Origin of the sequence: Delftia tsuruhatensis (assembly GCF_903815225.1) — a bacterium.
In the GTDB taxonomy this organism is placed as follows: domain Bacteria; phylum Pseudomonadota; class Gammaproteobacteria; order Burkholderiales; family Burkholderiaceae_C; genus Comamonas; species Comamonas tsuruhatensis_A.
Genome location: NZ_LR813084.1, coordinates 196763 through 219654 on the forward strand (window position 1 = coordinate 196763; position 22892 = coordinate 219654).

The following is a 22892-nucleotide window of genomic DNA, read 5'->3' on the forward strand; positions in this document are numbered from 1 at the left end:
CCTTCGCCTTTTCAGCCCCGGACACCATAACCACAAGGAGACAGACATGGGTGCATTCAAGGAAGTGAGCAGGATTGCCGGCGCCTTCGTCGGCGTCATCGTCGGAGCGGGCTTTGCCTCGGGGCAGGAGATATTGCAGTTTTTCGCGGGCTTTGGCGCCATCGGCCTGCTGGGCTGCCTGGTGGCCGGGCTGGCCTTCGTCTTCCTGTCCATGGCGTTCTCGACCATGGGCCAGCGCCTGCGCTCCGAGTCGCACAAGGAGGTGGTGCAGGCCCTGCTGGGCCGGCATGCGGGCCTGGTGTTCGATGTGCTGATCACCTTCTTCCTGTTCGCCATCACCGTGGTCATGCTGGCCGGCGCGGGCTCGCTGCTGCACCAGTGGCTGGGGTTGCCCGAGGTCTGGGGCAGTGTGCTGGCCACCGTGGCCACGGTGCTCATCGTCTGCCTCGACGTGGGTCGGGTGATCGCCTTCATCGGCGCGGTCACGCCGCTGCTGATGCTGATGACCGTGCTGGTGGCCGGCTATGTGCTGGTGACACCCCATGCCGACATGGCCGCGCTGGAGGCCGCCGCCGCAGCCCAGCCCCGGGGTGCGGGCCACTGGCTGGTGGCGGCGCTGCTCTACGTCTCCTACAACGTGGTGGCCGGCATGCCTTTCCTGGTGATCATGGGCGGCCAGGCCAGCTCGCGCCGCGTGGCGCTGTGGGGCGGCGTGGCGGGCGGGTTGCTGCTGGGTCTGCTGATGTTCCTGATCACGGCCGCCATGGTCTGGCGCATGGACACGCTGGGCGGCCTGTCCATGCCCATGCTGTCGCTGGCCACGCAGATCGCGCCCTGGCTGGGGCATCTCATGTCCCTGGTCATCTTCGGCATGATCCTCAACACGGCCGTGGGCATGCTCTATGCCTTCGTCGCACGCATGGTGCCGGCCGGAACGCCGCGCTTTCGCTGGAGCACGGCCGTGGCGGGCGTGGCCGCGCTGGGCGGCAGCTTCGCGGGCTTCATCACGCTGGTGGGCATGGTCTATCCGGTGTATGGCTACATCGGCTTCGCGCTCATGGCCTGTGCCCTGGCCGGCTGGCTGCGCTTGGGGCGCGGGCAGGCGCCCCGGCCCGATCTGCGCGGCACCTGAGCCGCTGCCCGTGTGTCCCGGGCCACGCATGAGGGGCCCTAGAATCGTGCGGTCGCCAGCCCCGATCCGCCCGTTTCATGCCCAGACCCCGCCCCTTGCCAGACCCCGTCCTCGCCGCCGTGCTGCCGGGCGCCCGCACGGCAGCCGCCCTGCCGGCGGGCAAGCATGAGGTGGGCGCCAAGCTGCGCAAGGCACGCAAGGAGCGCGGCCTGACGCTGCAGCAGGTGGCCGAAAGCAGCGGCCTTGCCGTGTCCACCGTCTCCAAGGCCGAACGCGGCCAGATCGCGCTGAGCTACGAGAAGGTGCTCAAGCTCGGCGGCGCGCTGGACATCGACATGACGCGGCTGTTCATGGTCGGCGATGCGCCGGCGGCGCCGGACGCGCCCACCGTGGTCAAGGACCGCTTCGCGGACGTGCAGGGCTACGAGACCGACCAGTACGTCTACAGCGTGCTGTGCGGCGCCTTCCCGGGCAAGAAGATGCAGCCCCTGGTGGCAGTGATCAATGCGCGCGAGGCCGGCGATTTCTCCGAGACCATCCGCCATCCCGGCCAGGAATTCGTGATGGTGCTGTCCGGGCGGGTGCGCATCCTGTTCGAGAACGGCGAATCGGTGGAGCTGGGCCGCCACGAGGTCGCCTACTTCGACAGCGGCGTGGGCCACGTCTACGTGAGCCTGAGCCGCCAGCCCGCCCAGGTGGTTTCCGTGTGTTCCTGACGCTGGCGCGTGCAGGGGATTCCTCTTTGCGGGCACGGCCTGCCTGGAGTTCCTACAATCTGCGCCCATGAGCCTGCCCCAGTACACCCGCGCCAAAGAGCTTCCCGCCACCCTTGCCCAGCGCCTCGTCATCCTCGACGGCGCCATGGGCACCATGATCCAGCGCTTCAAGCTGGGCGAAGCCCAGTACCGGGGCGAGGGCTACACGGGCCCCGGCAGCGTGGGCGAGCGCTTCAAGGACTTCCCGCATGACGTCAAGGGCAACAACGAGCTGCTGTCGCTCACCCGTCCCGACGTGATCCGCGACATCCACGAGAAATACCTGGCGGCCGGCGCCGACCTCATCGAGACCAATACCTTCGGCGCCACCACGATCGCGCAGGAGGACTATCACATGGCCGACCTGGCCTGGGAGATGAATCTCAAGAGCGCCCAGCTGGCGCGCGCGGCCTGCGACAAGTACAGCACGCCCGGGCATCCACGCTACGTGGCCGGCGCCCTGGGCCCCACGCCCAAGACGGCCAGCATCAGCCCCGACGTGAACGACCCGGGCGCGCGCAACGTGAATTTCGAGCAACTGCGCCAGGCCTACCTGGAGCAGACGCTGGCACTGATCGAGGGCGGCGCCGACGTCATCCTGGTCGAGACCATCTTCGACACCCTCAACGCCAAGGCCGCGCTGTTCGCCGTGGACGAGGCCTTCGAGCAAAGCGGTCAGATCCTGCCCATCATGATCAGCGGCACGGTGACCGATGCTTCGGGCCGCATCCTGTCAGGCCAGACCGTCACCGCCTTCTGGCACAGCGTGCGCCATGCGAACCCGCTGTCCATCGGCCTGAACTGTGCCCTGGGCGCGGCGCTGATGCGCCCCTATGTCCAGGAGCTGAACAAGGCCGCGCCCGAGACCTTCATCAGCTGCTACCCGAATGCCGGCCTGCCCAATCCCATGAGCGACACCGGCTTCGACGAGACGCCCGAGGTCACCAGCCGCCTGGTCCACGAGTTCGCGGCCGAGGGGCTGGTCAACATCGTCGGCGGCTGCTGCGGCACCACGCCCGACCATATCGGCGCCATCGCCAAGGCCGTGACCAGCACGCCCACGCGCCGCCTGTTCTACCCCGCCGAGGCCTGATGTGAGCTCTCCGATGCCACCCGTTGCGCCTGCCGCCAACGGCGTGGCATCGCCTGCGCCGGTGGGCATGCCGCCGGCCGCAGGCGGGGTGCCGCCTGTCCAGGCCGCCATCCCGCCGCAGGCACCGCCTGCCGCCACGGCGGTGCGCTGGTCGGCCGAGATGCTGCAAAGCCTGCGCCTGCAGGCCTTCGAGCAATTGGTGGCCCAGCTGGCGCGCCAGGTCCAGGCCAGTCCCGGTGCACCAGCCCCGCAGTGGCCGGCCACCGGTGTGTCCGAGGCGCTGGGCCGGCTGCTGCAGGCCTTGCTGGCCCAGGTGGGCACGCAGCAGGGCCAGGCCCTGCAATTGCTCGCGGCCCAGCCGGGTTCGGCGGCGCTGATGCAGGCGCTGGCGGCCGGCAGCCTGGATGCGGGATCGCGGCCCGTGGCGTCACAGGCTGGAGCACCGCCCTCCACGCCAGCGACCCCGGCAGGTGCCGCACCGCAGGCGCCATCGTCCCCGGCCGTGCCGATGGCCGCCGCCAAGGGGAAGGTGGTGGATGCATTGCTGGCCGGCTCCGGGCTGGCGCCGCAGGCGGGGGAAGGCGCGGGCCTGTCTGCCGGCCTTGCGGTGCGCGCGGGCCAGGCCCTGCCCGCGCTGCAGACCTGGTGGGTGCAGCAGGGCACGCTGCTGACGCCCCAGGGTGAGCGCGGCTTCACACTGAGCTTGCAGGTACCCCAGGCCTGGGCCCAGGCGCAGGGCGCGGCCATCGCGCTGGCGGCCACGGAGCCCGGCCGGATGGCATCGGCGTCGGCGATGCCATCCGCGGGCGCCGCTGCCCCTGTCCCCGTGCCCAAGGTGTCCGAGCCGGGTCTGCGCCTGCCGCTGGATGCCTCGCTGCAATCCCTGGCCTCGGGGCCGATGGCCGTGGTGGTGCAGCCGCGCGGCGCCGATGCCTTGCGCACCAGCGCCCTGCTGCTGCTGGAGCTGCAGCCCTTGCGCCAGTCCGGGGTATCGCTGGCGGCGCCTGCGGGCCTGACCTCCCTGTCGCCGGCACTGGCCCAGGAAATGCAGCAGTTGCTGCAGCAGCGCGGCGACCCGTGGCTGCACATGGCGGCAGCGCAGGCTTCGGGGGTGCTGCCGCGCGAGCGCCGCGAACACCAGTCCCATCTATGCACCACGCCAGGCTGCCAGTACGAGGGCCGCGCGCCCTGCGCCCAGCCGTTCTGCACCGAGATGAACCGGCTGTGGGGCGTGGCGCGCATGGAGCGCATGCGCTGAAGCGGGCCTGTTACGAAACTGACCGGGCCTGACGGTGGCGTGGTCATCGCCGGCCCCTGCTTTCATAATGCCGCCTGTTGCCCGCCATCTGCGCGGATGACGTCTTCGGCCCGGATGTGCGGTGATCATGCCGCGATCTGCATCCTGGCTGCCTTCAAGTCGCAGCAAGCCACCAGCCCGCCGCGCACCTTTCCAGCCACGCCCTCGTGGCCGCCCCCGTCGCCGTTCGCGCAGGCCTGCAGGCCGCGCCGGTGTTGTGCCATCCCTCAATCCAGGAACCCATTCAGGATGCGTTGTACCTCCCGCTCGACCCTTGCCTCTCTCGCGCTTGCGGCGGCCCTGCCCGCCGCGGCCCAATCCAATGTGACCATCAGCGGCTACCTTGATGCCGGCGTGTTCCGGGACTACGACAAGACCAGCAAGCTGGGAACGATTCAGCGCAGCAACCTGGCGATTGCCGGCTTCGAGGACCTGGGTGGCGGCCTGAAGGCCACGTTCCGCCTGAGCACGCGCTTCGACCTGGACACGGGCCTGACCGAGGACTACCCGAAGAAGCCCTTCTGGCATGACGAGTCCACCGTGGGCCTGCAGGGCGCCTGGGGCCATCTGCGCCTGGGCCGCGCGCTCAGCGCGATGTGGAGCCAGGAGTGGCAGTTCGACCCCTGGTCCAACTTCAACCGCATCGCCTCGCCGGCCTGGCACATGGCCCACTACCTCACGCCCACGGACCGCGCCAGCAACAATGGCTCGCCCGAGTACGGCCGCATGTCCAACGGCGTGTTCTACGACTCGCCCAGGTTCGGCGGCTTCTCCGTGCACCTGAGCGCCTCGCCCGAGCGCACCGAGGCGCCGGGCCGCCAGGGCCGTGCACGCTCGGTGTCGGTGAACTATGACCAGGGCGCGGTGGCGGCCATGCTGGCGCACGAGCGCAACGGCAGCGGCGATACCGACCTGTACATGGGGGGCAAGTACCGCTTCGGCGCGGCGGCCGTGATGCTGGCCTATGACCGCAGCAAGTCGGGCACGGCCGGCACCCCCGGAAACGGGCCCGACAAGTCGCGCATGGTCTCGCTGGGCGCGACCTATGGCATCGGCGCCACCACGCTCAAGGCCAGCTATGCGCGCCAGCGGCTGGATCGTGACACCAACAACATGCTGTCGCTAGGCGCCGAGTACAAGCTGTCCAAGCGCACCATGCTCTACACCAGCCTGGGCCACCAGCGCTACGAGCGCCAGAGCTCGCGCACGGCCTTCGGCGTGGGCATGGCCCACGCGTTCTGAGCGGGCGCCGGGTCAGTGCATGTCCCGCCGGCCTCGGCCGAGATCCGGGCCGCGGGCAGGGCCGGCGGGGCGGGGCTGGCCGGAAGCGCTTCCAGCGCCACCCCGCGCTCCAGCCTGAAGACGCTCACGGCCTGCTGCAGGCCGTAGGCCTGTTCCTGCAGGGAGTGGGCAGCGGCAGCCGCTTCCTCCACCAGGGCCGCGTTCTGCTGGGTAACCTGGTCCATCTGCGAGATGGCCTGATTGATCTGCTCCAGGCCTGCCGTCTGCTCGCGGCTGGCGGCCGTGATCTCGCCCATGATGTCGGTCACGTTGCGCACGCTGCTGACGATTTCCCGCATGGTCTGGCCGGCCTGCTGGACCAGGGCCGATCCGGTGCTGACCTTGCCGGTCGAGTCCTCGATCAGCCGCTTGATCTCCTTGGCCGCTTCGGCGCTGCGCCGGGCCAGCGTGCGCACCTCGCCGGCCACCACGGCGAAGCCACGGCCCTGCTCGCCCGCGCGCGCCGCCTCCACGGCCGCGTTCAGCGCCAGGATGTTGGTCTGGAAGGCAATGCCGTCGATGACGCCGATGATGTCGGAGATCTGGCGCGAGGAGGCATGGATGGCGTCCATGGTGTCCACCACCTGCGAGACCACCGTGCCGCCCCGGGTCGCGACGGCGGAGGCGGACAGGGCCAGTTGGTTGGCCTGATGGGCGTTGTCGGCATTCTGGCGCACGGTGGAGGTCAGCTCCTCCATGGAGGCGGCCGTCTGCTCCAGCGAGCTGGCCTGCCGTTCGGTGCGCGCGGACAGATCGTCGTTGCCCGATGCGATCTCGCTCGATGCCGTGGCGATGCAGTCCGTGCTCATGCGCACCTGGTGCACGATCTGTCCCAGGTTGCTGTCCATGCGGTGCAGGGCCTGCAGCAGTTGCCCGGTCTCGTCGCGGTCCCGTGCCTCGATGCGGCTGGTCAGGTCGCCGCTGGCCACCGCCTGCGCCACCTTGACCGCATCGTTCAAGGGGCGCGAGATGAGGCGCGCGATCGCCATGGCCAGTGCCAGGCCCAGGGCCACGCTGCACACCAGCAGGCCCGTGACCCAGTTGCGCGCGCTGGCGTAGAGCGCATTGGCCTGCTGGTTGGCCTGTGCCGCGCCGTCCTGGTTGGCCTGCACCATGCGGTCCACGAGCTCGTAGAGCGTGCGGCTGATCTGCAGCGACTCGCCCTGGATGACGGTCATGGCCTCGCTGGTATGCAGGCTGCGCGACAGTTGCATGATCCGGGGATGCTCACCGGCATAGCGCGCCAGCAGTTCGCCCAGCGCCCGATGGTCGGCTTGCTCCTGCGGTGTGATGGCGTAGCGCGCATAGCGGCCATGGTCGTCCTGGACGCGCTGCCACAGCGCGTCCAGCACCGTCTCGAAGCCGGCCATCTCGCTGTCCACTTCCGAGATCACATGCTGCAGTTCGTTGACGCGGTAGCGCGCCACGGCCGCACGGATGTCCAGCAACAGGCGCGAGGATGGCATCCACCGCGTGGCGATCTCGGTCGATGCCTGGTTGATCCTGTTCAGTTGAACGATGGCGTACAGGCCCAGGAAGGCGGTCAGCAGCAGCACGGCTGCGAAGGCCAGCAGCAGCTTGGCGGAGATGCGGAGGTTGCGAAAGGCTTGCATGGCGAAGGTCCGTGGCCCGGCCTCGGGCATGGGGGTCGACGAAGAGGGGAATGCCCGGGCGCAGCCCGACCGCCGCCCGGCCTGTGGACACAGGCGGGAACATTCAGGAGCCGGAGGCGTGCGCGGGCAGAGCGGGCGTGCGCGTTGCGCCCGTCTATGGGGGAAACCAGCCAGAGGTCCGGCAGACCCGGCCGGGGCGGCGCTCGCGGCTAGGGATGGCCATGGCGTGTGCCCGCCAGGCCAGGGGTGTGCCGCGGGTGATCGCAGGATGGCCCCGGGCCGTGGATGAGGAAGATTCTGGTTTTCACGTCCCGGATGAGACGTCTTTCCCGGTGTTTCGGCAATCGGACCAGTCTGAAAGTGCCGCGTTCAGGGCGCGCACCGGTCGGTGCTCAGACCACGCCCTGGTCCCTGAGCGCCTGCCGCTGGCGCGCATCCAGCCCCAGGCGCTCGGCCAGCACCTCGTCCGTGTGCTGGCCCAGGGCCGGCGGTGCATGGCGCAGTGTGGTGGGCGTGTCCGACAGGCGCAGCGGGCTGGCCGTGGTCACCACGCGGTTGATGGTCTCGCCCTCGGGGGGCTGGGCGCCCGGGTAGCGTTCCTGCTCCACGCGCAGGCTGCGTGCGCGCACCTGCGCGTCATCGAAGGCCTGGCCGATGTGGTTGATGGGGCCGCAGGGCACGGCCTTGTCCTCCAGCAGGGTGATCCAGTCGGACGTGGCGCGGGCGCGCGTGAGCTGCTGCATCAGGGGGATCAGCGTGTCGCGGTGGATGACGCGGCCGGCATTGGTGGCAAAGCGCTCGTCGCGCGCCCAGTCCACGCCGGCAGCCTCGCAAAAGCGCGCGAACTGGCCATCGTTGCCGATGGCCAGCAGCATGTTGCCATCGGCCGTGGGGAAGTCCTGGTAGGGCACGACGCTGGGGTGGGTGTTGCCCTGGCGTCCCGGCACATGGCCGGTATTCAGGTAGCCTGCGCCCTGGTTGGCGAGCACGGCCATGGCCACGTCCAGCAGGGCCATGTCGATGTGCTGGCCACGGCCGGTGCGGTGGCGGGCCTCCAGCGCGCCCAGGATGGCGGTGGTGGCATACATGCCCGTGAACAGGTCGATCACGGCCACGCCCACGCGCATGGGTCCGCCGCCGGGTTCGCTGTCGGCGCGGCCCGTGATGCTCATGAGGCCGCTCATGGCCTGCACCAGCAGGTCGTAGCCGGCGCGCGGCGCGTAGGGGCCGGTCTGGCCGAAGCCCGTGACCGAGCAGTAGATCAGGCGCGGGTTCAGCGCGCTCAGCGAGGCGTAGTCCAGCCCGTAGCGCTTGAGGCCCCCGGTCTTGAAGTTCTCCACCACCACGTCGCTTTGCATGGCCAGCTCGCGGATCAGCTGCTGGCCCTCGGCCGTGGCCATGTCCACGGTGACCGATCGCTTGTTGCGGTTGCAGGCCGCGAAGTACACGGCGTTGTCCGAGGGATTGCCTTGCGCATCGGGGAAGAAGGGCGGGCCCCAGTGGCGCGTGTCGTCGCCCTCGCCGGGCTTTTCGATCTTGATGACGTCGGCCCCCATGTCGGCCAGGTTCTGGGTGCACCAGGGGCCGGCCAGCACGCGCGAGAGGTCGAGCACGCGCAGATGGCCCAGCGCTCCTGCGGTCTGGGTGGCCGTGTTGTTGATGGGGCTGGGGGAGGGGGGTTCGGTGTGGTTCATGGGCTGAGGCGGCTATCCCGGGCAGATGGGCCATGCTACGGCGCGCGGGCCTGCTGCGGCTTCGCATTTGTGAAAGCGCGCGTTCGCGCCCGGGCCGGCACTGCGGTTTGTACTGACGCGCGCGGCTCAGTGCCGGAGCCCGCGGCTTTCTACAATGCCGGATGGCCATGCATTTCGATCTTGTGGATCTGCGCCTGATGGTGCACATCGCCGACGCCAACAGCATGACGCGCGGCGCGGAACTTTCCTTCATCTCCCTGCCGGCGGCCAGCACCCGCATCAAGAACCTGGAGGAGAGCATAGGCACCAAGCTGCTGTACCGCACCAGCCAGGGCGTGACGCTGACGCCGCCGGGCCAGGCCTTCGTGACCCATGCGCGCATGGTGCTGGGCCAGATCGAGCACCTGCGCGGCGACATGCAGGAGTACGTGCGCGGCATCAAGGGCCATGTGCGGGTGTTCGCCAACACCACCTCGCTGGGCGAGTTCCTGCCGCCCGTGCTGCGCCACTACCTGCGCCGCAATCCCGACGTGAACATCGACCTGCGCGAGCGCCTGTCGCACGACATCGTGCGCGCCGTGACCGAGGGACAGACCGACATCGGCATCGTCGCCGGCCTGGTGCGCACAGAGAACCTGGAGACCCTGCCCTACCGGCGCGACCGCCTGGTGCTGGTGGTGCCGCGCGGCCATGCGCTGGACGGCGAGATGCAGATGGCCTTCGCCGATACGCTGGAGCTGGACCATGTGGGCCTGCACGAGTCCAGCGCCATCCATGCCTTTCTTCGCCAGGCCAGCGACCAGCTGCACCGGCCCATCAAGCAGCGCATCCAGGTCGGCAACTTCGAGACGGCCTGCCGCATGATCGAGGCCGGCGTGGGCGTGGGCGTGCTGCCCGAGTCGGCCGCCAGCCGCCATGCGCAGTCCATGGACATCGCCATCGTGCCGCTGTCCGACGCCTGGTCGGTGCGCGAGATGCAGATCTGCGTGCGCAGCCTGGAGGCCCTGCCGTCCTTCGCCCAGGAACTGGTGGAGCTGCTGGTGGCCGACGCGCAGGGCCGGCTCAAGGTGGAGTAGCCGGCCGGTTCGCTCCGCCCACTCAATCCGCGCGGGCCGTTCCCTGGTCCAGGGTGGTCGGAGCCAGCCAGTATTTGAAGGTGCCGGTGGCTGTCGCCACCAGTTTTCCGTCTTCGTCCATCAATTGCGCCGCGCAGCTGCACAGGCTGCGGCTGGCGTGCACCACCCAGCCCTCGGCCAGCAGCGCGCCTTTGCCGGGGCGGTGAAAGCGGCTGCTCATCTCCACCGTGACGGCGGTCTGCGAGGGGGCGCCCGGCAGCTCGCCGGCGGCGCGCGACATCACGGAGTCCAGCAATGCCATGAGCACGCCGCCATGCGCGGCCGGCAACTGGTTGAGCAGTTCCTCGCGCAGGTGCGGCAGGCGCACATGGACCTTGCCGGGCGGCGCCGGCACCTGTGCCGCGCCGATCAGGCGCATGAAGGCGCTGCGGTCAGGGGCCGGCGTGCTCATGCCGCGCGGGCCTCGCGCACCATGTTGCGCGCGATGATGAGCTGCTGGATCTGCGTCGTGCCCTCGTACAGGCGGAACAGCCGCACGTCACGGTAGAAGCGCTCGATGCCGAATTCGGCCAGGTAGCCCGAGCCGCCCAGGATCTGCACGGCACGGTCGGCCACGCGGCCCACCATCTCGGTGGCGAACATCTTGCAGCAGGAGGCCTCGGTGGAGACGTTGCGGCCCTCGTCGCGGCGGCGCGCTGCGTCGATGACCATGCACTCGGCCGCATACAGCTCGGCCTGGCTGTCGGCAAGCATGGCCTGCACCAGCTGGAATTCGCAGATGGGCTGGCCGAACTGCTTGCGCTCCAGCGCGTAGTTCAGCGCGTCGCGCAGGATGCGCTGCGCCACGCCCACGCTCACGGCCGCGATGTGGATGCGGCCCTTGTCCAGCACCTTCATGGCGGTCTTGAAGCCCTGGCCTTCCTTCAGGCCGATGAGGTTGGCCGCCGGCACGCGCACGTTGTCGAAGAACACGTCGCAGGTGTGCGCGCCCTTCTGGCCCATCTTCACGTCGTTCTTGCCGAAGCTGATGCCCGGCGACTTCGCATCCACGATGAAGGCCGAGACGCCGCCCGCGCCCTTGTTGGCCGGGTCGGTGCGCGCCATCAGCGTGAACATGCCCGCATGCGGCGCATTGGTGATGAAGCGCTTGTTGCCGTTGACCACGTAGTGGTCCCCATCCCTGATGGCCGTGGTGCGCAGCGAGGCCGCGTCCGAGCCCGCCTCGGGCTCGGTCAGCGCGAACGAGGCCATGATCTCACCCGTGGCCAGCTTGGGCAGCCAGGCGGCCTGCTGCTCGGGCGTGCCGTCGATGAGGATGCCCTGCGAGCCTATGCCCACGGTCGTGCCGATCACCGAGCGGAAGGCCGGCGCGGTCTGGCACAGCTCGAAGAGCACGCGCACCTCTTCCTCCATGGTCAGCTCCAGCCCGCCGAACTGCTCGGGGATGGTCATGCCGAACAGGCCCAGGTTGCGCATCTCCTGCACGATGGACTCGGGAATCTCGTCGGTCTCGGCCACTTCGTTCTCGGCGGGCACCAGGCGCTCGCGCACGAAGCGGCGCACGCTGTCCAGCAGGGCTTCGAGGGTTTCTTGGTCGCGGATCATTGGCGGTGTTCTCTCTCTGCGAAATCAAAGGGCATCGGCCGTGCCGAGGACGGCGGTGGACTGGCTGGACAGCGTGCCGCCATTGCCATGGACCACGGCCGTGCGGTGGCGTCCCAGCTGGCGCTGGCCGGCTTCGCCGCGCAGCTGGCGCACGGCCTCGATCAGCGCAAAGATGCCGTACATGCCCGGGTGCACGCAGGACAGGCCGCCGCCGTTGGTGTTGACCGCCAGCCGCCCGCCGGGCGCGATGCCTCCCTTGGACACGAAGGCGCCCCCCTCGCCCTTGGCGCAGAAACCCAGGTCCTCCAGGAACAGCAGGGTGTTGATGGTGAAGGCGTCGTAGAGCTGGGCCATGTCCATGTCGGCGGCCGTGAGCCCCGCCATGGCGAAGGCCTGGGCGCCCGACTGCGAGGCCGCCGTGGTGGTCAGGTCGGGCATGCAGGAGATCTGGCGGTTCCAGATCGCCGTGGCATTGCCCAGCACGTAGACCGGGGGCCGGGGCAGGTCGCGGGCGCGGTCGGCGCGCACCAGCACGATGGCGCCCGCGCCGTCGGTGACCAGGCAGCAGTCGCGCACGCTCAGGGGGCTGGCGATGGGGCGGGCCGAGAGCACGTCCTCGATGGTCAGCGGATCGCGCATGAAGGCCTCGGGGTTGAGCTGGGCCCAGGCGCGCGCGGCCACGGCCACCTCGGCCAGCTGCTCGCGCGTGGTGCCGAACTCGTGCATGTGGCGCGCGGCCGCCAGCGCATAGGCGGTCACGGGCAGCACGGGCTCGTAGGGGAACTCATAGGGCTGCGGGTCCAGGAAGCGCCGCGCCGCCTGGCCTTCCTTGCGGCCGAAGGTGGCCGAGCGCTGGGCGCTGCCGTAGCACACCAGCACGGCCTTGCACTGGCCTGCCTCCAGCGCGCGGATGGCGGGCAGCAGGTGGGCGATGAAACTGCTGCCGCCGATCATCGTGCCGTCCACATAGGTGGGGTTGATGCCCAGGTGCTCGATCACGGGCATGGTCCACATGCTGGCGTTGACGCTGCAGGTGGCCAGGCCGTCGATGTCCTGCATGGTCAGGCCCGCGTCGGCCACGGCCGCATGGGCGGCGCGCACCAGCAGGGTCATGTCGTCCATGCCGGGTGCCTCGCCACAGCCATAGGTGGCGGCGCCGGCAATGGCCACGCGCCCGCGCAGGAGGCGGTTCACGGCGGCGGCGTCCAGGGTGGATTGGGGAATGCGCGCGTTCATGCGGCACCTCCCTGCTGCGGGGCCTGGCGTGGCTGGAACAGCACCAGGCCGCGCCCGTCCTTGTGCGCCACATGGGCCTGCACGCGCTGGCCGATGCGCACCTCCTCGGGGGCGACGCCTTCCACGCGGCCCATCATGCGCACGCCTTCGTCCAGGTCGATCAGGGCCACGTTGTAGTTGCCGCCGGCGTCGGGCTTGCGCGCGATGGTGGAGGTGGAATAGACCGTGCCCTGGCCGCTGGCGCGCACCCAGCGCAGCGGGCTGGCGCCGCAGTGCGGGCACAGCTCGCGCGGGGTGAAGACATGGCGCGTGCATTGCGGGCACTGCTGCAGGCAGAAGCGGCCGGCATCGAGTTCGGCCTGGTAATGGGTCTGGGCACTGAGGTGCATGGGCGGGGTCTCCGTTCTCGGTGTTCTGCGGCGGGCGTGCGGCGATCACGCCGGATGCCCTGGCTGTCCGCCAGCATGCCCGCATCGCGGCCCCGCTTCAATTCGCCAATCTGGAAGGGTGGCTTCACGGCAGCCGGTGGGGCGGTGGCGCCGCGTCAAGCCAGGGTTGGTGCCTAGGCCGGTGCCGCCGCGCGGCTGCTATGGTGGTTGTGCATCCCCGGCCCTTTCTTCCAGTCCGCGCTTCCCAGGCGCGCCGCCGCTTTGGCGCGGCAGGGGCGGGCGATGGCGGGCCGCGCCCGGCAGGGCGTCCGGGCCCGCGCCTGTTTCCGCAGTTCATCACCACCTCCAGGAGGCTCTGCACATGACGGATACGCTGATCAAGGTCGATCTGACCCGCCCGCCCACCGACAACGAACAGGTGCACAACCGCTGGCACCCGGACATTCCCATGGCCTGCTGGGTCCAGCCCGGCGACGACTTCATCCTGGAGACCTACGACTGGACCGGCGGCTTCATCCAGAACAACGACAGCGCCGACGATGTGCGCGACATCGACCTGACCACGGTGCACTACCTGTCCGGGCCCGTGGGCGTGAAGGGCGCCCAGCCCGGCGACCTGCTGGTGGTCGATCTGCTGGACATCGGCGCCAAGCCCGACAGCCTCTGGGGCTTCAACGGCTTTTTCTCCAAGAACAATGGCGGCGGCTTCCTGACGGACCACTTCCCCTCGGCCCAGAAATCGATCTGGGACTTCAAGGGCATGTTCACCAGCTCGCGCCACATCCCCGGCGTGAACTTCGCCGGCCTCATCCACCCGGGCCTGATCGGCTGCCTGCCCGACCGGCCCATGCTGGAGATGTGGAACGAGCGCGAAAGCGCCCTGATCGCCACCGATCCCGGGCGCGTGCCCGGCCTGGCCAACCCGCCGTCCGCCGGAACCGCCCACATGGGCAAGCTGCGCGGCGAGGCCCGCGACAAGGCCGCCGCCGAGGGCGCGCGCACCGTGCCGCCGCGCGAGCACGGCGGCAACTGCGACATCAAGGACCTGTCGCGTGGCGCCAAGGTGTATTTCCCGGTCTACGTGGACGGCGCGGGCCTGAGCGTGGGCGACCTGCACTTCAGCCAGGGCGACGGCGAGATCACCTTCTGCGGCGCCATCGAGATGGCCGGCTGGGTGCACATGCGCGTCAACCTCATCAAGGGCGGCATGGCCAGGTACGGCATCAGGAACCCCATCTTCAAGCCCAGCCCCATCACGCCGCGCTATGACGACTACCTGATCTTCGAAGGCATCTCGGTGGACGAGAGCGGCCGCCAGCACTACCTCGATGTCAACGTGGCCTACCGCCAGGCCTGCCTGAACGCCATCGAGTACCTGAAGAAATTCGGCTACAGCGGCGCCCAGGCCTACTCCATTCTGGGCACGGCGCCCGTGCAGGGTCACATCAGCGGCGTGGTGGACGTGCCCAATGCCTGCGCCACGCTGTGGCTGCCCACGGGCATCTTCGACTTCGACATCAACCCCAACGCGGCGGGGCCGGTCGTGCAGTTCGATGGAAGCATCGACATGCCCTTGTCGCCCGACCTGCGCTGAACAGGGAGCCTGCTACATGCCCACCTACGACTATGACTGCGCGCAGTGCGGCGGCTTCGAGGCGCTCCGGCCGCTGCGCCTGCGCGACGAGCCCGCCGCCTGCCCCGGCTGTGGCGTGGCCGCGCCGCGCGTGCTGGCGGCCGCCCCCCGGCTGGCCCTGATGCCCGACGGCACGCGCCGCGCCATGGACACCAACGAGCGCGCGCGCCACGAGCCCGTGAGTTCCAGAGACTATGCGCGCCTCAGGCATCCCGCTGGCTGCGGCTGCTGTGGTTCGGGTCGGCGCGGCGCCACGGTGACGGCGCCCAACGGCACGAAGTCCGCGCCGTCGAGGAGGCCCTGGATGATCAGCCATTGAGCTGAATTGAAGGTGCGCGCGCCGCCCCGGAGGGCGCTCAGGCGCCCTGCTGCTCCCGCCGGACCGAGCCCTGTCCCCAGGTGTGGACCGCTGTCACGGCATAGTTCCAGACGGCGGCCACGGCCGCGCCCAGCGTGGCCCAGGCCAGCCAGTAGTGTGGGATGAAGGTGAACAGCCATGAGGACAGCGCGACGTTGGCCATGGCGCCTACGCTGCAGATGGCGACGAAGGAGATCCAGCCCCGCAGGAATTGCCAGCCTCTGAGGCGCATGTCGCGGTAGGTCAATCGGTTGTTCAGCACGTAGTTGGCGGTCATCGCAATGGCGACGGCCATGGTCTGGGCATGGGGGAAGGACAGCCCCATGGTTCTGAAAAGAATGGCCAGGGCGGCCAGGTGGACCACCAGCCCCAGGGCGCCGATCAGGGCGAAGCCGATGAATTTCGCGGGAAGGGCTCCCTTGAGCAGATGGCTCAGCAGCATGACGAGGTACTGCCACGCGGCCGAGCTGTCCAGCTTGCTGTCGCCGTGGCGCCGCAGGCCGAACACGTAGGGCAGTTCCTTGAAGCGAAGAGGCCGCGGACTGCTGGCGAACAGGTCGAGCAGGATCTTGAATCCGATACCGGACAGTCCCGCGCGCATGCAGGGCATTGCCGCCGTCCTGCGGATCATGAAGAAGCCGCTCATGGGGTCTCGCAGATCGGCACGCAGCACGGATCTGCCCAGCCAGGACGCAAGACGGCTGATGGCGGCGCGTGACGCGTCCCAGTCGCCCAGGCCGCCGCCGGCCACATGGCGGCTTCCCACGACGATGTCCAGGCCGGGATCGTGGTCGAGCTCCTCCACCATCTGCCGCAGCAGCCGCTCGTCATGCTGGAGGTCGGCATCGATCACGGCAACCAGGGGCGCGCAGGAGGCCAGCATGCCCTCGATGCACGCCGAGGACAGGCCCCGGCGCCCGAGGCGCAGCAGCAGGCGCACGCGATGGCTGTCCCGGGCCAGGCGCGAGACCACGCCAGCCGTGCCGTCGGGCGAGTCGTCGTCGACGAAGATGATTTCCCAATCCACGTCGATCAGGGCCGACCGTATCCGGTACAGGAGTTCCTCCACATTGCCCGATTCGTTGAAGGTGGGAACGATGATGGTGAGCTCTGGCATTTTCAATTCCCTGATTGCGCCGCGCTGCCGGCATAGTTTTCCCCGCGCCATATTTCAATGCGCCGGACCAGGGCCCCCCTGGAACGGGTTTCCATGGTTTCAACCCATTCCAGGGATTCAAAGCGTCTGGCGACCTCGGTCATGTCGATATTCGACTGGGCCTGGTCGGACAGCACGAGAAATCCTGTCGCACCTGCCAGGTTCTCGTCTTTCGGAAAATGGTCATATTGCAATGATTTGCCGCCCCATATGTCGCTGGAGTAAGTGCGTTCCTGGCTTGGCCGGTGGATCCATATCAGCGAGCTGATCTTGTAATTCGGGGAAAAGACAAAGGCGCGCCTGCCAGCCAGCCTTTCGGCGGCAATCTGTTCATCGACCCTTGCCGCGGCTTGGCGCCAGCCGCTGGCGACGTTCAGGTCGGCGGGAAGCTTCATGTCGGCCTGGGTGACCAGGACGCTGGCGGCCAGCAGAAGGGCCAGGGTGCTGGCCAGGCCGAGGGGACGCCAGAGGCCGGCGGCGGGCCGCGACAGGCTCTGGCGCAGGCCCAGCACGACCAGCGGCCACCAGGCGGGAATCAGCCAGTTCAGCTTGCCGTTGGCCAGGAAGCTGGCGGAGCCGAATACGGCCAGGGGAACCAGGGCGCTGCACCATAGCAGGGTGGTCGCGGCATCGGCGTGCGATGCGAGAACCGCTCTGCCGGCGCCCCACAGGCCCCGGAGGCTCAGCCACATGACCCAGGGCGTCAGCAGCAGGGTCTGCGTCGCCAGCAGGAGGGCGAAGAACCTGGGCTTGAGCGCGGACATCTCCCCCAGCCGACGGCTGCTCTGGAAGGCCAGGGAGCTCCAGTCGTGCTGGGCATTCCAGTACAGCACGGGCGCGAACAGCAGCAGTGCCAGGGCCAGGGCCAGCCATGGGCCCGGATGGAGCAGCCAAGGCCGTCTGGAAGGTGCCAGCAGGTACAGGCCGACGGCGGGCAGCAGCAGGATGGCGGAGTACTTGCCCAGCAGCGCCGTGCCCAGAAAGATGCCCGCCAGCAGCCACCAGCCCAGGCCCCGGGAATGCGTGGCGCGCCAGACGGCCCAGAGAGTGCCCGTCCAGCCGAACAGCAGGGGCGCATCGGGCGTGGGGCCCAGCGCATACAGCTCGTACAGCAGGGTGGAGTTGAGGACCAGCAGCGACCACCAGGCCAGCCTGGGGTCGTCGAACATGTCCCGGATCAGCCGCAGCCACAGCAGATTCCACCCCAGTGACCACAGGACCGCCGCCATTTTCACGCCGAACGTGGTATTGCCGAAAATCCAGGTCGTGATCCCTATGGAATAGCTGACCAGGGGTGGGTGGTCGTAATAGGAAATATCGGGAAACCGGCTCCATGTCCAGTAATAGGCTTCCTGTGGCGTCAGGGCTGTCATTCCAGCCATTGCCGTACGAAAGGCGATGAAGCCCATGAGAAGCAGCACGGCGCTTGAATAAGGCGGCGCGTCTGCTATTTTGTGTGGAAAAATCACATTGCAGCCAGTGCTGAGTTGGAATCGCAGGCCACCTATTTTATGGATCCGTTCTCCTGGAGTGGATTACAAATGCGCAATCCAACGGAGAGGAGAAAGTCAGGGTGAGTGCCGTGGCGCAGGATTTCGGGAAGACCAGCAGACTTGGTAGCCCAGGGTTTACCCCGCTTGGACGGTTTGGAAGCGCATCTTCCGCATTGACGAAACACGGTGCGCGGCGGCTTGAACAGAATGGCCGCGCGGCAAACCGCCGCCCGTTGTCCGGAGATCCGCCATGCCCCCGACGCCTTCCCTGCCCCGTTCACGCCGCCGGTTCCTGTCCGCCGGCGGTGCCCTGGCCGCCGCCAGCCTGATGCCTGCCGTGCGGCAGGCCCGCGCCACCGAGTCCTGGCCCGCGCGGCCCGTGCGCTTCATCGTCCCCTTTCCGCCCGGCGGCCCCGTGGATACCACGGCCCGTGCCTTCACCCAGAAGCTGGGCGAGGCATGGCAGCAGACTACCCTGGTCGACAACCGCGCGGGCGCGGGCGGCATGGTGGGCGCGGCCCTGGCCGCCAAGGAGCCGGCCGACGGCTATACGCTGTTCGTCGGCTCGATACACCACGCCGTCCATCCCGCGCTGCAGCCGAAGATGGCCTATGACATCGAGCGCGACTTCGAGCCCGTGAGCTTTGCCGCCATGTTCCCGGTCTTCCTGGTGGCCCATCCTTCGGTGCCGGCGCGCAATGTGCGCGAGCTGATCGCGCTGGCCAAGTCCGGCAACGGCCTGAGCTTCGGTTCCTCCGGCAATGGCGGCGGCACGCACCTGGCCGGCGAGCTGTTCAACATGCATGCGGGCATCAAGCTGCAGCACATTCCCTACAAGGGCAGCGCGCCGGCCATGAACGACCTGCTGGGCGGCCAGGTGCAGCTGATGTTCGCCGACGCGCCCAGCGCGCTGCAGCACATCAGGTCCGGCCGCATCAAGGTGCTGGGCGTGGCCAGCCGCCAGCGCTCGGCCATGCTGCCCGAGATGCCCACCATCGCCGAATCGGGCCTGCCCGAGTACGAGGCCTATTCCTGGGCCGCGCTGTTCGCGCCGGCCCGCACCCCCGCCGCCGTGCTTGACCGGATCAACGCCGACTTCAACACCGCGCTGCGCGACGCCGCCGTGCGCCAGCGCCTGCTGACGGCCGGCGCGGAGGCCGACCCGGGCTCCCGCCAGCAGATGCGCGAGCGCCTGCGCGGCGAGCTGCGCAAATGGGCGCAGGTGGTCAAGGTGGCGGGCATACAGGCGGACTGAGCCGTGCGCAGCGAGGCCCGTTGCAAGCCTGCCCATGCTGCGGCGTTCCACCATAATGCTTCATGGATCTCAGACAACTTCGGCAATTCCTCGTTCTCAGTGAAACCCGAAGCTTCAGCGTGGCGGCGCAAAAGCTGCACCTGGGCCAGCCAGCGCTGTCCACGTCCATCCGCAAGCTGGAGGAAGAGTTCGGCTGCCAGCTGTTCCTGCGCACCAGCCGCGGCGTCGACCTGACCATGGCCGGCCAGGCGGCCACGGCGGACCTGCGCAAGGCCCTGCTCCATGTCCAGCAGGCCCGGGACAACGCACGGCTGGCCGCGGCGGGCAAGAGCGGAACACTGAAGATAGGCTTCGTGGGCTCGGTGGTCAGCACCCTGATGCCCAAGCTGCTGGCCGGCTTCTGTGCCCAGCATCCCCAGGTGCGGCTGGAGCTTGAGGAGGCCACCACCTCCCTGCTGATCGAGCGCGTCAAACAGGGGGATGTCGATGTGGGTCTGGTGCGCTTTCCCATAGACAACGATCCCGACCTGGTGGTCTCTCATATCCAGGACGACCATCTGCTGGTCGCCCTGCCGCGCCACCATGTGCTGGCCGTACTGGACGAAATTCCCCTGGTGGAGATGACCTACTACCCCTTCATCCACTACACGGGCGAGGTCCAGGGCGCCCTGGCGCCCGTCATCGACGCCCTGTTCCAGGAGGAGGGGCTGGCGCCCAACACCACGCACCGGGCCGCGCAGGTGCAGACGGTGCTGGGGCTGGTGGAGGAGGGCATAGGGCTGGCGATGGTGCCTTCCAACATGTCTGCCATCTCCATGCGGCTGTCGCCCAACGTGGTGCTGCGCCCCATAGCTGGTGGCAAGTCGGCACGCGTCAGCCTGGGGCTCATCCATCTGGCACAGCCCGGAACGCCCGCGCGCATCCATTTCTGCGAGGCCGTGATGGCCTTCAGGCAGGGAGGGCCTACGCAGCGGACGGACCAGCTCGGCCTGGGTATCTAGGCCACGCCCCGTCCCCATGGCCTGGCCCGGTGCATTCCATGCCGGGGATCAGTCCGGCAGCAACTGGTTTTCCCAGCCGCTCAACCGTTCGATGGCGCGAGCCACCTGCAGGATGCGCGCCTCGTCGAAGTAGTGGCCCACCACCTGCACGGCCAGGGGCAGGCCCTGGGGAGAAAGGCCGACCGGCACGCTGACGGCCGGGTGCCCTGTCACGTTGAATGCATACGTCTGGACCGGCCAGGAGTGGGCGCACGGAGGCGGGTCGAAACGTGGCGCCGTGTCCAGGGTCACGGGAGTGAGCAGCACATCGCAGCGCGAGAGCGCTGCATCCACGCGTGCTGCCAGCATGCGCCGCACGCGCAACGCGTTCAGGTAGTCCTCCGAAGTCACCGTGGCGCCCAGCAGCAGGCGGGCGGCCGTGCGTGCGCTGAAATCCAACGGGCGCGAGCGCAGGTCTTGCGCGTGGATGGCGAAGCTCTCTGCGCTGAGGATGACGCGGCCGGTTGCCAGAAACTCCTCGCTGCCGGGCAGGCCCGGACGGACGATGCCTGCCCCGGCTTCGGCCAGCACCGCCGCGATGCGGTCGAAGGCCGCCAGAACGGTGGGGGAGGCCTGCGGCGAGGATGGCAGGCAGTCCTGGGGGATGCCGATGGTCAGTCCCGAGACGCCCTTGTCCAGGTCGCGGACGTAGTCGTCCACGGGTTGGTCGGCGCTGGAGGGATCCAGGGGGTCGTATCCCGCCAGCACCTGCAGCGCGATGGCCGCATCCTCCACGCTGCGGGTCAGCGGGCCGCAATGGTCCAGTGTCCAGGCCAGCGGGAACACGCCGTGCTTGGACACACGGCCATAGGTGGGCTTGAGCCCCACGGCGCCGCACCAGGCCGCCGGGATGCGGATGGACCCTCCCGTGCAGGTGCCCAGCGTCAGGCGCGTGAAGCCGGCCGCGATCGCGGCCCCCGACCCTGACGAGGAGCCGCCGGGAACATGCGCCAGGTCCCAGGGGTTGCGGGCCGGGGGAAAGGGCAGGTCGAAGTCGGGGCCGCCCAGGGCGAACTCGTGCGTGGCCAGCTTGCCCAGGATGACCGCACCGGCCCTGCGCAGACGCTGCACCGTGGTGGCGTCCTCCTCGGGGACATAGTCCAGGCTCAGCCAGGAGTGGCAGGTCGTGGGCAAGCCTGCCACGTCGTAGATGTCCTTGATGGCCACCGGAATGCCATGCAGCAGCGGCAGGTCGGCGCACTCGGCGCGCGCCGCGTCGGCGATGCGTGCGGCGTCCATCGCGCCGCTGGCATCGAGATTGGTGAAGGCATGGATGTCGATGTCCATGGCGCGGATACGGCCCAGGGCCGCACGGGTCAGCGTCTCCGAAGTGGCCTTTCCCGCCCGCAGCATGCCGGCCATCTGCCGTATCGAGAGTTCAGGACTGGCGTTCATGTCGTGCAGGTCGGCCCATCAGGGTCTGGATGTGCGAAGGCCCGTGCTGGTGGGCCACCTCGTTGACGAGGCTGCGATGCTCCTTGAGCCATTGGTACTCGTGCAGGATCGGCTCCAGGCGCTCGAAGGGTACATGCAGGCCATGCCGGCCCAATGCGGACAGCAGCTCCTGCAGACGCTCCAGGTCCGAGGAGGACGCTTTCCTGGCGGTGGCACGCATGTCAGATCTTGTCGATGCCTGCGTCATGGACGACTTTTCTCCACTTGTTGACGTCATCGACCACGAAGGCCCTGGAATCGGCCATGTCCTTCCAGAGGGGGAGGCTGCCGAGGTCCATGAATTTCTGCCGGACCTTGTCGTCCGACAGGATCTGTTTCATCTGCGCATTGAGCTTTTGCAGGATGGCGGTGGGCGTGCCCTTGGGCGCCATGAGCACGTTCCAGGCGGTTTCATTGAAGCCGCGCAGGCTCTCGGGGCCTTGCTCGCTGAGGGTCTGCCAGTCGGGCACCAGGGGCGAGCGCTCGCGCGTGGCCACGCCGATGCGGTTGACCTTGCCTTCCAGCACGTAGCTCTTGGCGGTGGTCAGCAGGTCGAAGGTGATGTCCACCTGGCCTCCCATCAGGTCGGTGAGCACCGGAGCCGCTCCCTGGTAGGGGACATGCAGCATCCTGATGCCGGTGGCCAGGCTCAGGACTTCGGCCGCCATGTGGGCCGAGGTGCCATAGCCCGGAGTGGCATAGGAGAGCTTGCCGGGGCTGCGCCGCGCCAGATCGATCAGGTCCTTGACGGAGGACACCTTCAGGCCGGGCCTGCTGATCAGGACCAGCGGGCCGTCGTTGATGGTGGAGATGGCCTCCAGGTCATTGACGAAGTCATACCTGGACTGCCGGTAGAGCGCCGCGGAAATGCTCTGGGCCGTGGTGCCGATCAGCAGCGTATAGCCATTGGGGCTGGATTTCGCGACATGGTTGCTGCCGATGTTGCCGGCCGCGCCCGGCCGGTTTTCCACGACGACGCTCACGCCCAGGCGGCTGCCCAGTTCCTTGGCGAGGATGCGCCCCACCACGTCCGTGCCGCCGCCGGGAGGAAAGGGAACCACCAGGGTGATCGGCTTGTCGGGCCATGCAGCGTGACTGATGCCCGCGGCACAGAGCAGCACACCGCTCCAGAGGAGCCTGACCAGTTTTTTCATGGGTGAAAGGGGACGGTTGGTCGCTAGGTACGAAAGCCTGTCCGTGGCATGCAAGTCTTGCCGTTTCGGCATTTGATGCTTGTCAAGACAGTGATATCGAACTGTAGCCAGCGGCGATTTGGGCGTCCAATTCAGAAATTTTATTCAGCTATTGATTGTTTCAATACGATAGTTTTGTATAAAAATTGACGATTTCAC

General features: G+C 68.5%; 21 protein-coding genes. 10 read left to right on the top strand and 11 right to left on the bottom strand.

Annotated features, from left to right (window positions below):
- The first annotated feature begins 46 nt into the window (after nucleotides 1-46).
- The 5 genes from L1Z78_RS00865 (at nucleotide 47) to L1Z78_RS00885 (ending at nucleotide 5519) form a co-directional block, all read left to right on the top strand.
- A complete protein-coding gene (locus L1Z78_RS00865) occupies nucleotides 47-1132 on the top strand; it encodes a hypothetical protein (protein WP_234639705.1) in 1086 nt (361 codons plus the stop codon).
- Between the two features lie 77 nt (nucleotides 1133-1209).
- Nucleotides 1210-1848 carry a helix-turn-helix domain-containing protein gene (locus tag L1Z78_RS00870; protein WP_326491961.1) on the top strand — a complete coding sequence of 213 codons (639 nt, stop codon included), beginning with the start codon at nucleotides 1210-1212 and terminating at the stop codon, nucleotides 1846-1848.
- Between the two features lie 67 nt (nucleotides 1849-1915).
- Nucleotides 1916-2980 (top strand): homocysteine S-methyltransferase family protein, encoded by a 1065-nt coding sequence (locus L1Z78_RS00875; protein ID WP_234639706.1) that lies wholly within the window; start codon nucleotides 1916-1918, stop codon nucleotides 2978-2980.
- Nucleotides 2981-2993: 13 nt separating this feature from the next.
- A complete protein-coding gene (locus tag L1Z78_RS00880; RefSeq protein ID WP_234639707.1) occupies nucleotides 2994-4238 on the top strand; it encodes a Fe-S oxidoreductase in 1245 nt (414 codons plus the stop codon).
- 288 nt (nucleotides 4239-4526) lie between these two features.
- Nucleotides 4527-5519, top strand: coding sequence for a porin (locus L1Z78_RS00885; protein WP_234639708.1), 993 nt, complete (start codon nucleotides 4527-4529; stop codon nucleotides 5517-5519).
- Here the strand turns inward: L1Z78_RS00885 and L1Z78_RS00890 are convergent.
- Both L1Z78_RS00890 and L1Z78_RS00895 read right to left on the bottom strand, forming a co-directional pair.
- A complete protein-coding gene (locus tag L1Z78_RS00890; protein WP_234639709.1) occupies nucleotides 5462-7171 on the bottom strand; it encodes a methyl-accepting chemotaxis protein in 1710 nt (569 codons plus the stop codon). The genes L1Z78_RS00885 and L1Z78_RS00890 overlap by 58 nt on opposite strands.
- 392 nt (nucleotides 7172-7563) lie before the next feature.
- Nucleotides 7564-8865, bottom strand: a complete 1302-nt coding sequence (locus tag L1Z78_RS00895; protein WP_234639710.1) for a CaiB/BaiF CoA transferase family protein — start codon at nucleotides 8863-8865, stop codon at nucleotides 7564-7566.
- A gap of 161 nt (nucleotides 8866-9026) precedes the next feature.
- Between L1Z78_RS00895 and L1Z78_RS00900 the strand changes: the two genes are divergently transcribed.
- The gene (locus L1Z78_RS00900) at nucleotides 9027-9941 is read left to right on the top strand and encodes a LysR family transcriptional regulator (RefSeq protein ID WP_234639711.1); all 915 of its coding nucleotides are present in this window, start codon (nucleotides 9027-9029) and stop codon (nucleotides 9939-9941) included.
- Between the two features lie 22 nt (nucleotides 9942-9963).
- Here L1Z78_RS00900 and L1Z78_RS00905 read toward each other — a convergent pair whose 3' ends face one another.
- The 4 genes from L1Z78_RS00905 to L1Z78_RS00920 are packed head-to-tail and all read right to left on the bottom strand — an operon-like array spanning nucleotide 9964 to nucleotide 13171.
- Complete coding sequence (locus L1Z78_RS00905) at nucleotides 9964-10392, bottom strand: PaaI family thioesterase (protein ID WP_326491962.1); 429 nt, start codon at nucleotides 10390-10392, stop codon at nucleotides 9964-9966.
- Complete coding sequence (locus tag L1Z78_RS00910) at nucleotides 10389-11546, bottom strand: acyl-CoA dehydrogenase family protein (RefSeq protein WP_234639712.1); 1158 nt, start codon at nucleotides 11544-11546, stop codon at nucleotides 10389-10391. The genes L1Z78_RS00905 and L1Z78_RS00910 overlap by 4 nt, the downstream gene beginning before the upstream one ends.
- A gap of 24 nt (nucleotides 11547-11570) precedes the next feature.
- Nucleotides 11571-12782 (bottom strand): thiolase, encoded by a 1212-nt coding sequence (locus L1Z78_RS00915; RefSeq protein ID WP_234639713.1) that lies wholly within the window; start codon nucleotides 12780-12782, stop codon nucleotides 11571-11573.
- Nucleotides 12779-13171, bottom strand: coding sequence for a Zn-ribbon domain-containing OB-fold protein (locus tag L1Z78_RS00920; protein ID WP_234639714.1), 393 nt, complete (start codon nucleotides 13169-13171; stop codon nucleotides 12779-12781). The genes L1Z78_RS00915 and L1Z78_RS00920 overlap by 4 nt, the downstream gene beginning before the upstream one ends.
- Before the next feature lie 361 nt (nucleotides 13172-13532).
- Between L1Z78_RS00920 and fmdA the strand changes: the two genes are divergently transcribed.
- Entirely contained in the window at nucleotides 13533-14765 is a 1233-nt protein-coding gene (gene fmdA / locus L1Z78_RS00925) for a formamidase (RefSeq protein WP_234639715.1), read from the top strand.
- 16 nt (nucleotides 14766-14781) lie between these two features.
- Nucleotides 14782-15123: a zinc ribbon domain-containing protein gene (locus L1Z78_RS00930; protein ID WP_234639716.1), complete on the top strand. Its 342-nt coding sequence runs from the start codon at nucleotides 14782-14784 to the stop codon at nucleotides 15121-15123.
- Between the two features lie 37 nt (nucleotides 15124-15160).
- Here L1Z78_RS00930 and L1Z78_RS00935 read toward each other — a convergent pair whose 3' ends face one another.
- Together L1Z78_RS00935 and L1Z78_RS00940 are read right to left on the bottom strand one after the other, a co-directional pair.
- Nucleotides 15161-16279, bottom strand: coding sequence for a glycosyltransferase family 2 protein (locus L1Z78_RS00935; protein WP_234639717.1), 1119 nt, complete (start codon nucleotides 16277-16279; stop codon nucleotides 15161-15163).
- Nucleotides 16280-16281: 2 nt separating this feature from the next.
- Entirely contained in the window at nucleotides 16282-17691 is a 1410-nt protein-coding gene (locus L1Z78_RS00940) for a glycosyltransferase family 39 protein (protein ID WP_234639718.1), read from the bottom strand.
- Nucleotides 17692-18061: 370 nt separating this feature from the next.
- Here L1Z78_RS00940 and L1Z78_RS00945 point away from each other — a divergent pair, with 370 nt between their 5' ends.
- On the top strand, nucleotides 18062-19066 hold the full coding sequence (locus tag L1Z78_RS00945; RefSeq protein WP_234639719.1) for a tripartite tricarboxylate transporter substrate binding protein: 1005 nt from the start codon (nucleotides 18062-18064) through the stop codon (nucleotides 19064-19066).
- A 62-nt stretch (nucleotides 19067-19128) separates the two neighbouring features.
- Nucleotides 19129-20067 (top strand): LysR family transcriptional regulator, encoded by a 939-nt coding sequence (locus tag L1Z78_RS00950; RefSeq protein WP_234639720.1) that lies wholly within the window; start codon nucleotides 19129-19131, stop codon nucleotides 20065-20067.
- Nucleotides 20068-20115: 48 nt separating this feature from the next.
- Here L1Z78_RS00950 and L1Z78_RS00955 read toward each other — a convergent pair whose 3' ends face one another.
- The 3 genes from L1Z78_RS00955 to L1Z78_RS00965 are packed head-to-tail and all read right to left on the bottom strand — an operon-like array spanning nucleotide 20116 to nucleotide 22694.
- Nucleotides 20116-21501 carry an amidase gene (locus tag L1Z78_RS00955; RefSeq protein WP_234639721.1) on the bottom strand — a complete coding sequence of 462 codons (1386 nt, stop codon included), beginning with the start codon at nucleotides 21499-21501 and terminating at the stop codon, nucleotides 20116-20118.
- The gene (locus L1Z78_RS00960; RefSeq protein ID WP_234639722.1) at nucleotides 21485-21721 is read right to left on the bottom strand and encodes a hypothetical protein; all 237 of its coding nucleotides are present in this window, start codon (nucleotides 21719-21721) and stop codon (nucleotides 21485-21487) included. Before L1Z78_RS00960 ends, L1Z78_RS00955 begins: the two co-directional genes overlap by 17 nt.
- 1 nt (nucleotide 21722) lies before the next feature.
- Entirely contained in the window at nucleotides 21723-22694 is a 972-nt protein-coding gene (locus L1Z78_RS00965) for a tripartite tricarboxylate transporter substrate binding protein (RefSeq protein WP_234639723.1), read from the bottom strand.
- Nucleotides 22695-22892: the final 198 nt, after the last annotated feature.

What these genes read in the sequence shown, in the direction of transcription:
- L1Z78_RS00935 (WP_234639717.1), bottom strand. Translation starts at nt 16,279, where the DNA reads ATGCCAGAGCTCACCATCATCGTTCCCACCTTCAACGAATCGGGCAAT.
- L1Z78_RS00960 (WP_234639722.1), bottom strand. Translation starts at nt 21,721, where the DNA reads ATGCGTGCCACCGCCAGGAAAGCGTCCTCCTCGGACCTGGAGCGTCTG.
- L1Z78_RS00955 (WP_234639721.1), bottom strand. Translation starts at nt 21,501, where the DNA reads ATGAACGCCAGTCCTGAACTCTCGATACGGCAGATGGCCGGCATGCTG.
- L1Z78_RS00865 (WP_234639705.1), top strand. Translation starts at nt 47, where the DNA reads ATGGGTGCATTCAAGGAAGTGAGCAGGATTGCCGGCGCCTTCGTCGGC.
- L1Z78_RS00920 (WP_234639714.1), bottom strand. Translation starts at nt 13,171, where the DNA reads ATGCACCTCAGTGCCCAGACCCATTACCAGGCCGAACTCGATGCCGGC.
- L1Z78_RS00915 (WP_234639713.1), bottom strand. Translation starts at nt 12,782, where the DNA reads ATGAACGCGCGCATTCCCCAATCCACCCTGGACGCCGCCGCCGTGAAC.
- L1Z78_RS00890 (WP_234639709.1), bottom strand. Translation starts at nt 7,171, where the DNA reads ATGCAAGCCTTTCGCAACCTCCGCATCTCCGCCAAGCTGCTGCTGGCC.
- L1Z78_RS00930 (WP_234639716.1), top strand. Translation starts at nt 14,782, where the DNA reads ATGCCCACCTACGACTATGACTGCGCGCAGTGCGGCGGCTTCGAGGCG.
- L1Z78_RS00945 (WP_234639719.1), top strand. Translation starts at nt 18,062, where the DNA reads ATGCCCCCGACGCCTTCCCTGCCCCGTTCACGCCGCCGGTTCCTGTCC.
- L1Z78_RS00870 (WP_326491961.1), top strand. Translation starts at nt 1,210, where the DNA reads ATGCCCAGACCCCGCCCCTTGCCAGACCCCGTCCTCGCCGCCGTGCTG.
- L1Z78_RS00950 (WP_234639720.1), top strand. Translation starts at nt 19,129, where the DNA reads ATGGATCTCAGACAACTTCGGCAATTCCTCGTTCTCAGTGAAACCCGA.
- L1Z78_RS00910 (WP_234639712.1), bottom strand. Translation starts at nt 11,546, where the DNA reads ATGATCCGCGACCAAGAAACCCTCGAAGCCCTGCTGGACAGCGTGCGC.
- L1Z78_RS00940 (WP_234639718.1), bottom strand. Translation starts at nt 17,691, where the DNA reads ATGACAGCCCTGACGCCACAGGAAGCCTATTACTGGACATGGAGCCGG.
- L1Z78_RS00905 (WP_326491962.1), bottom strand. Translation starts at nt 10,392, where the DNA reads ATGAGCACGCCGGCCCCTGACCGCAGCGCCTTCATGCGCCTGATCGGC.
- L1Z78_RS00885 (WP_234639708.1), top strand. Translation starts at nt 4,527, where the DNA reads ATGCGTTGTACCTCCCGCTCGACCCTTGCCTCTCTCGCGCTTGCGGCG.
- L1Z78_RS00875 (WP_234639706.1), top strand. Translation starts at nt 1,916, where the DNA reads ATGAGCCTGCCCCAGTACACCCGCGCCAAAGAGCTTCCCGCCACCCTT.
- fmdA (WP_234639715.1), top strand. Translation starts at nt 13,533, where the DNA reads ATGACGGATACGCTGATCAAGGTCGATCTGACCCGCCCGCCCACCGAC.
- L1Z78_RS00880 (WP_234639707.1), top strand. Translation starts at nt 2,994, where the DNA reads ATGCCACCCGTTGCGCCTGCCGCCAACGGCGTGGCATCGCCTGCGCCG.
- L1Z78_RS00965 (WP_234639723.1), bottom strand. Translation starts at nt 22,694, where the DNA reads ATGAAAAAACTGGTCAGGCTCCTCTGGAGCGGTGTGCTGCTCTGTGCC.
- L1Z78_RS00895 (WP_234639710.1), bottom strand. Translation starts at nt 8,865, where the DNA reads ATGAACCACACCGAACCCCCCTCCCCCAGCCCCATCAACAACACGGCC.
- L1Z78_RS00900 (WP_234639711.1), top strand. Translation starts at nt 9,027, where the DNA reads ATGGCCATGCATTTCGATCTTGTGGATCTGCGCCTGATGGTGCACATC.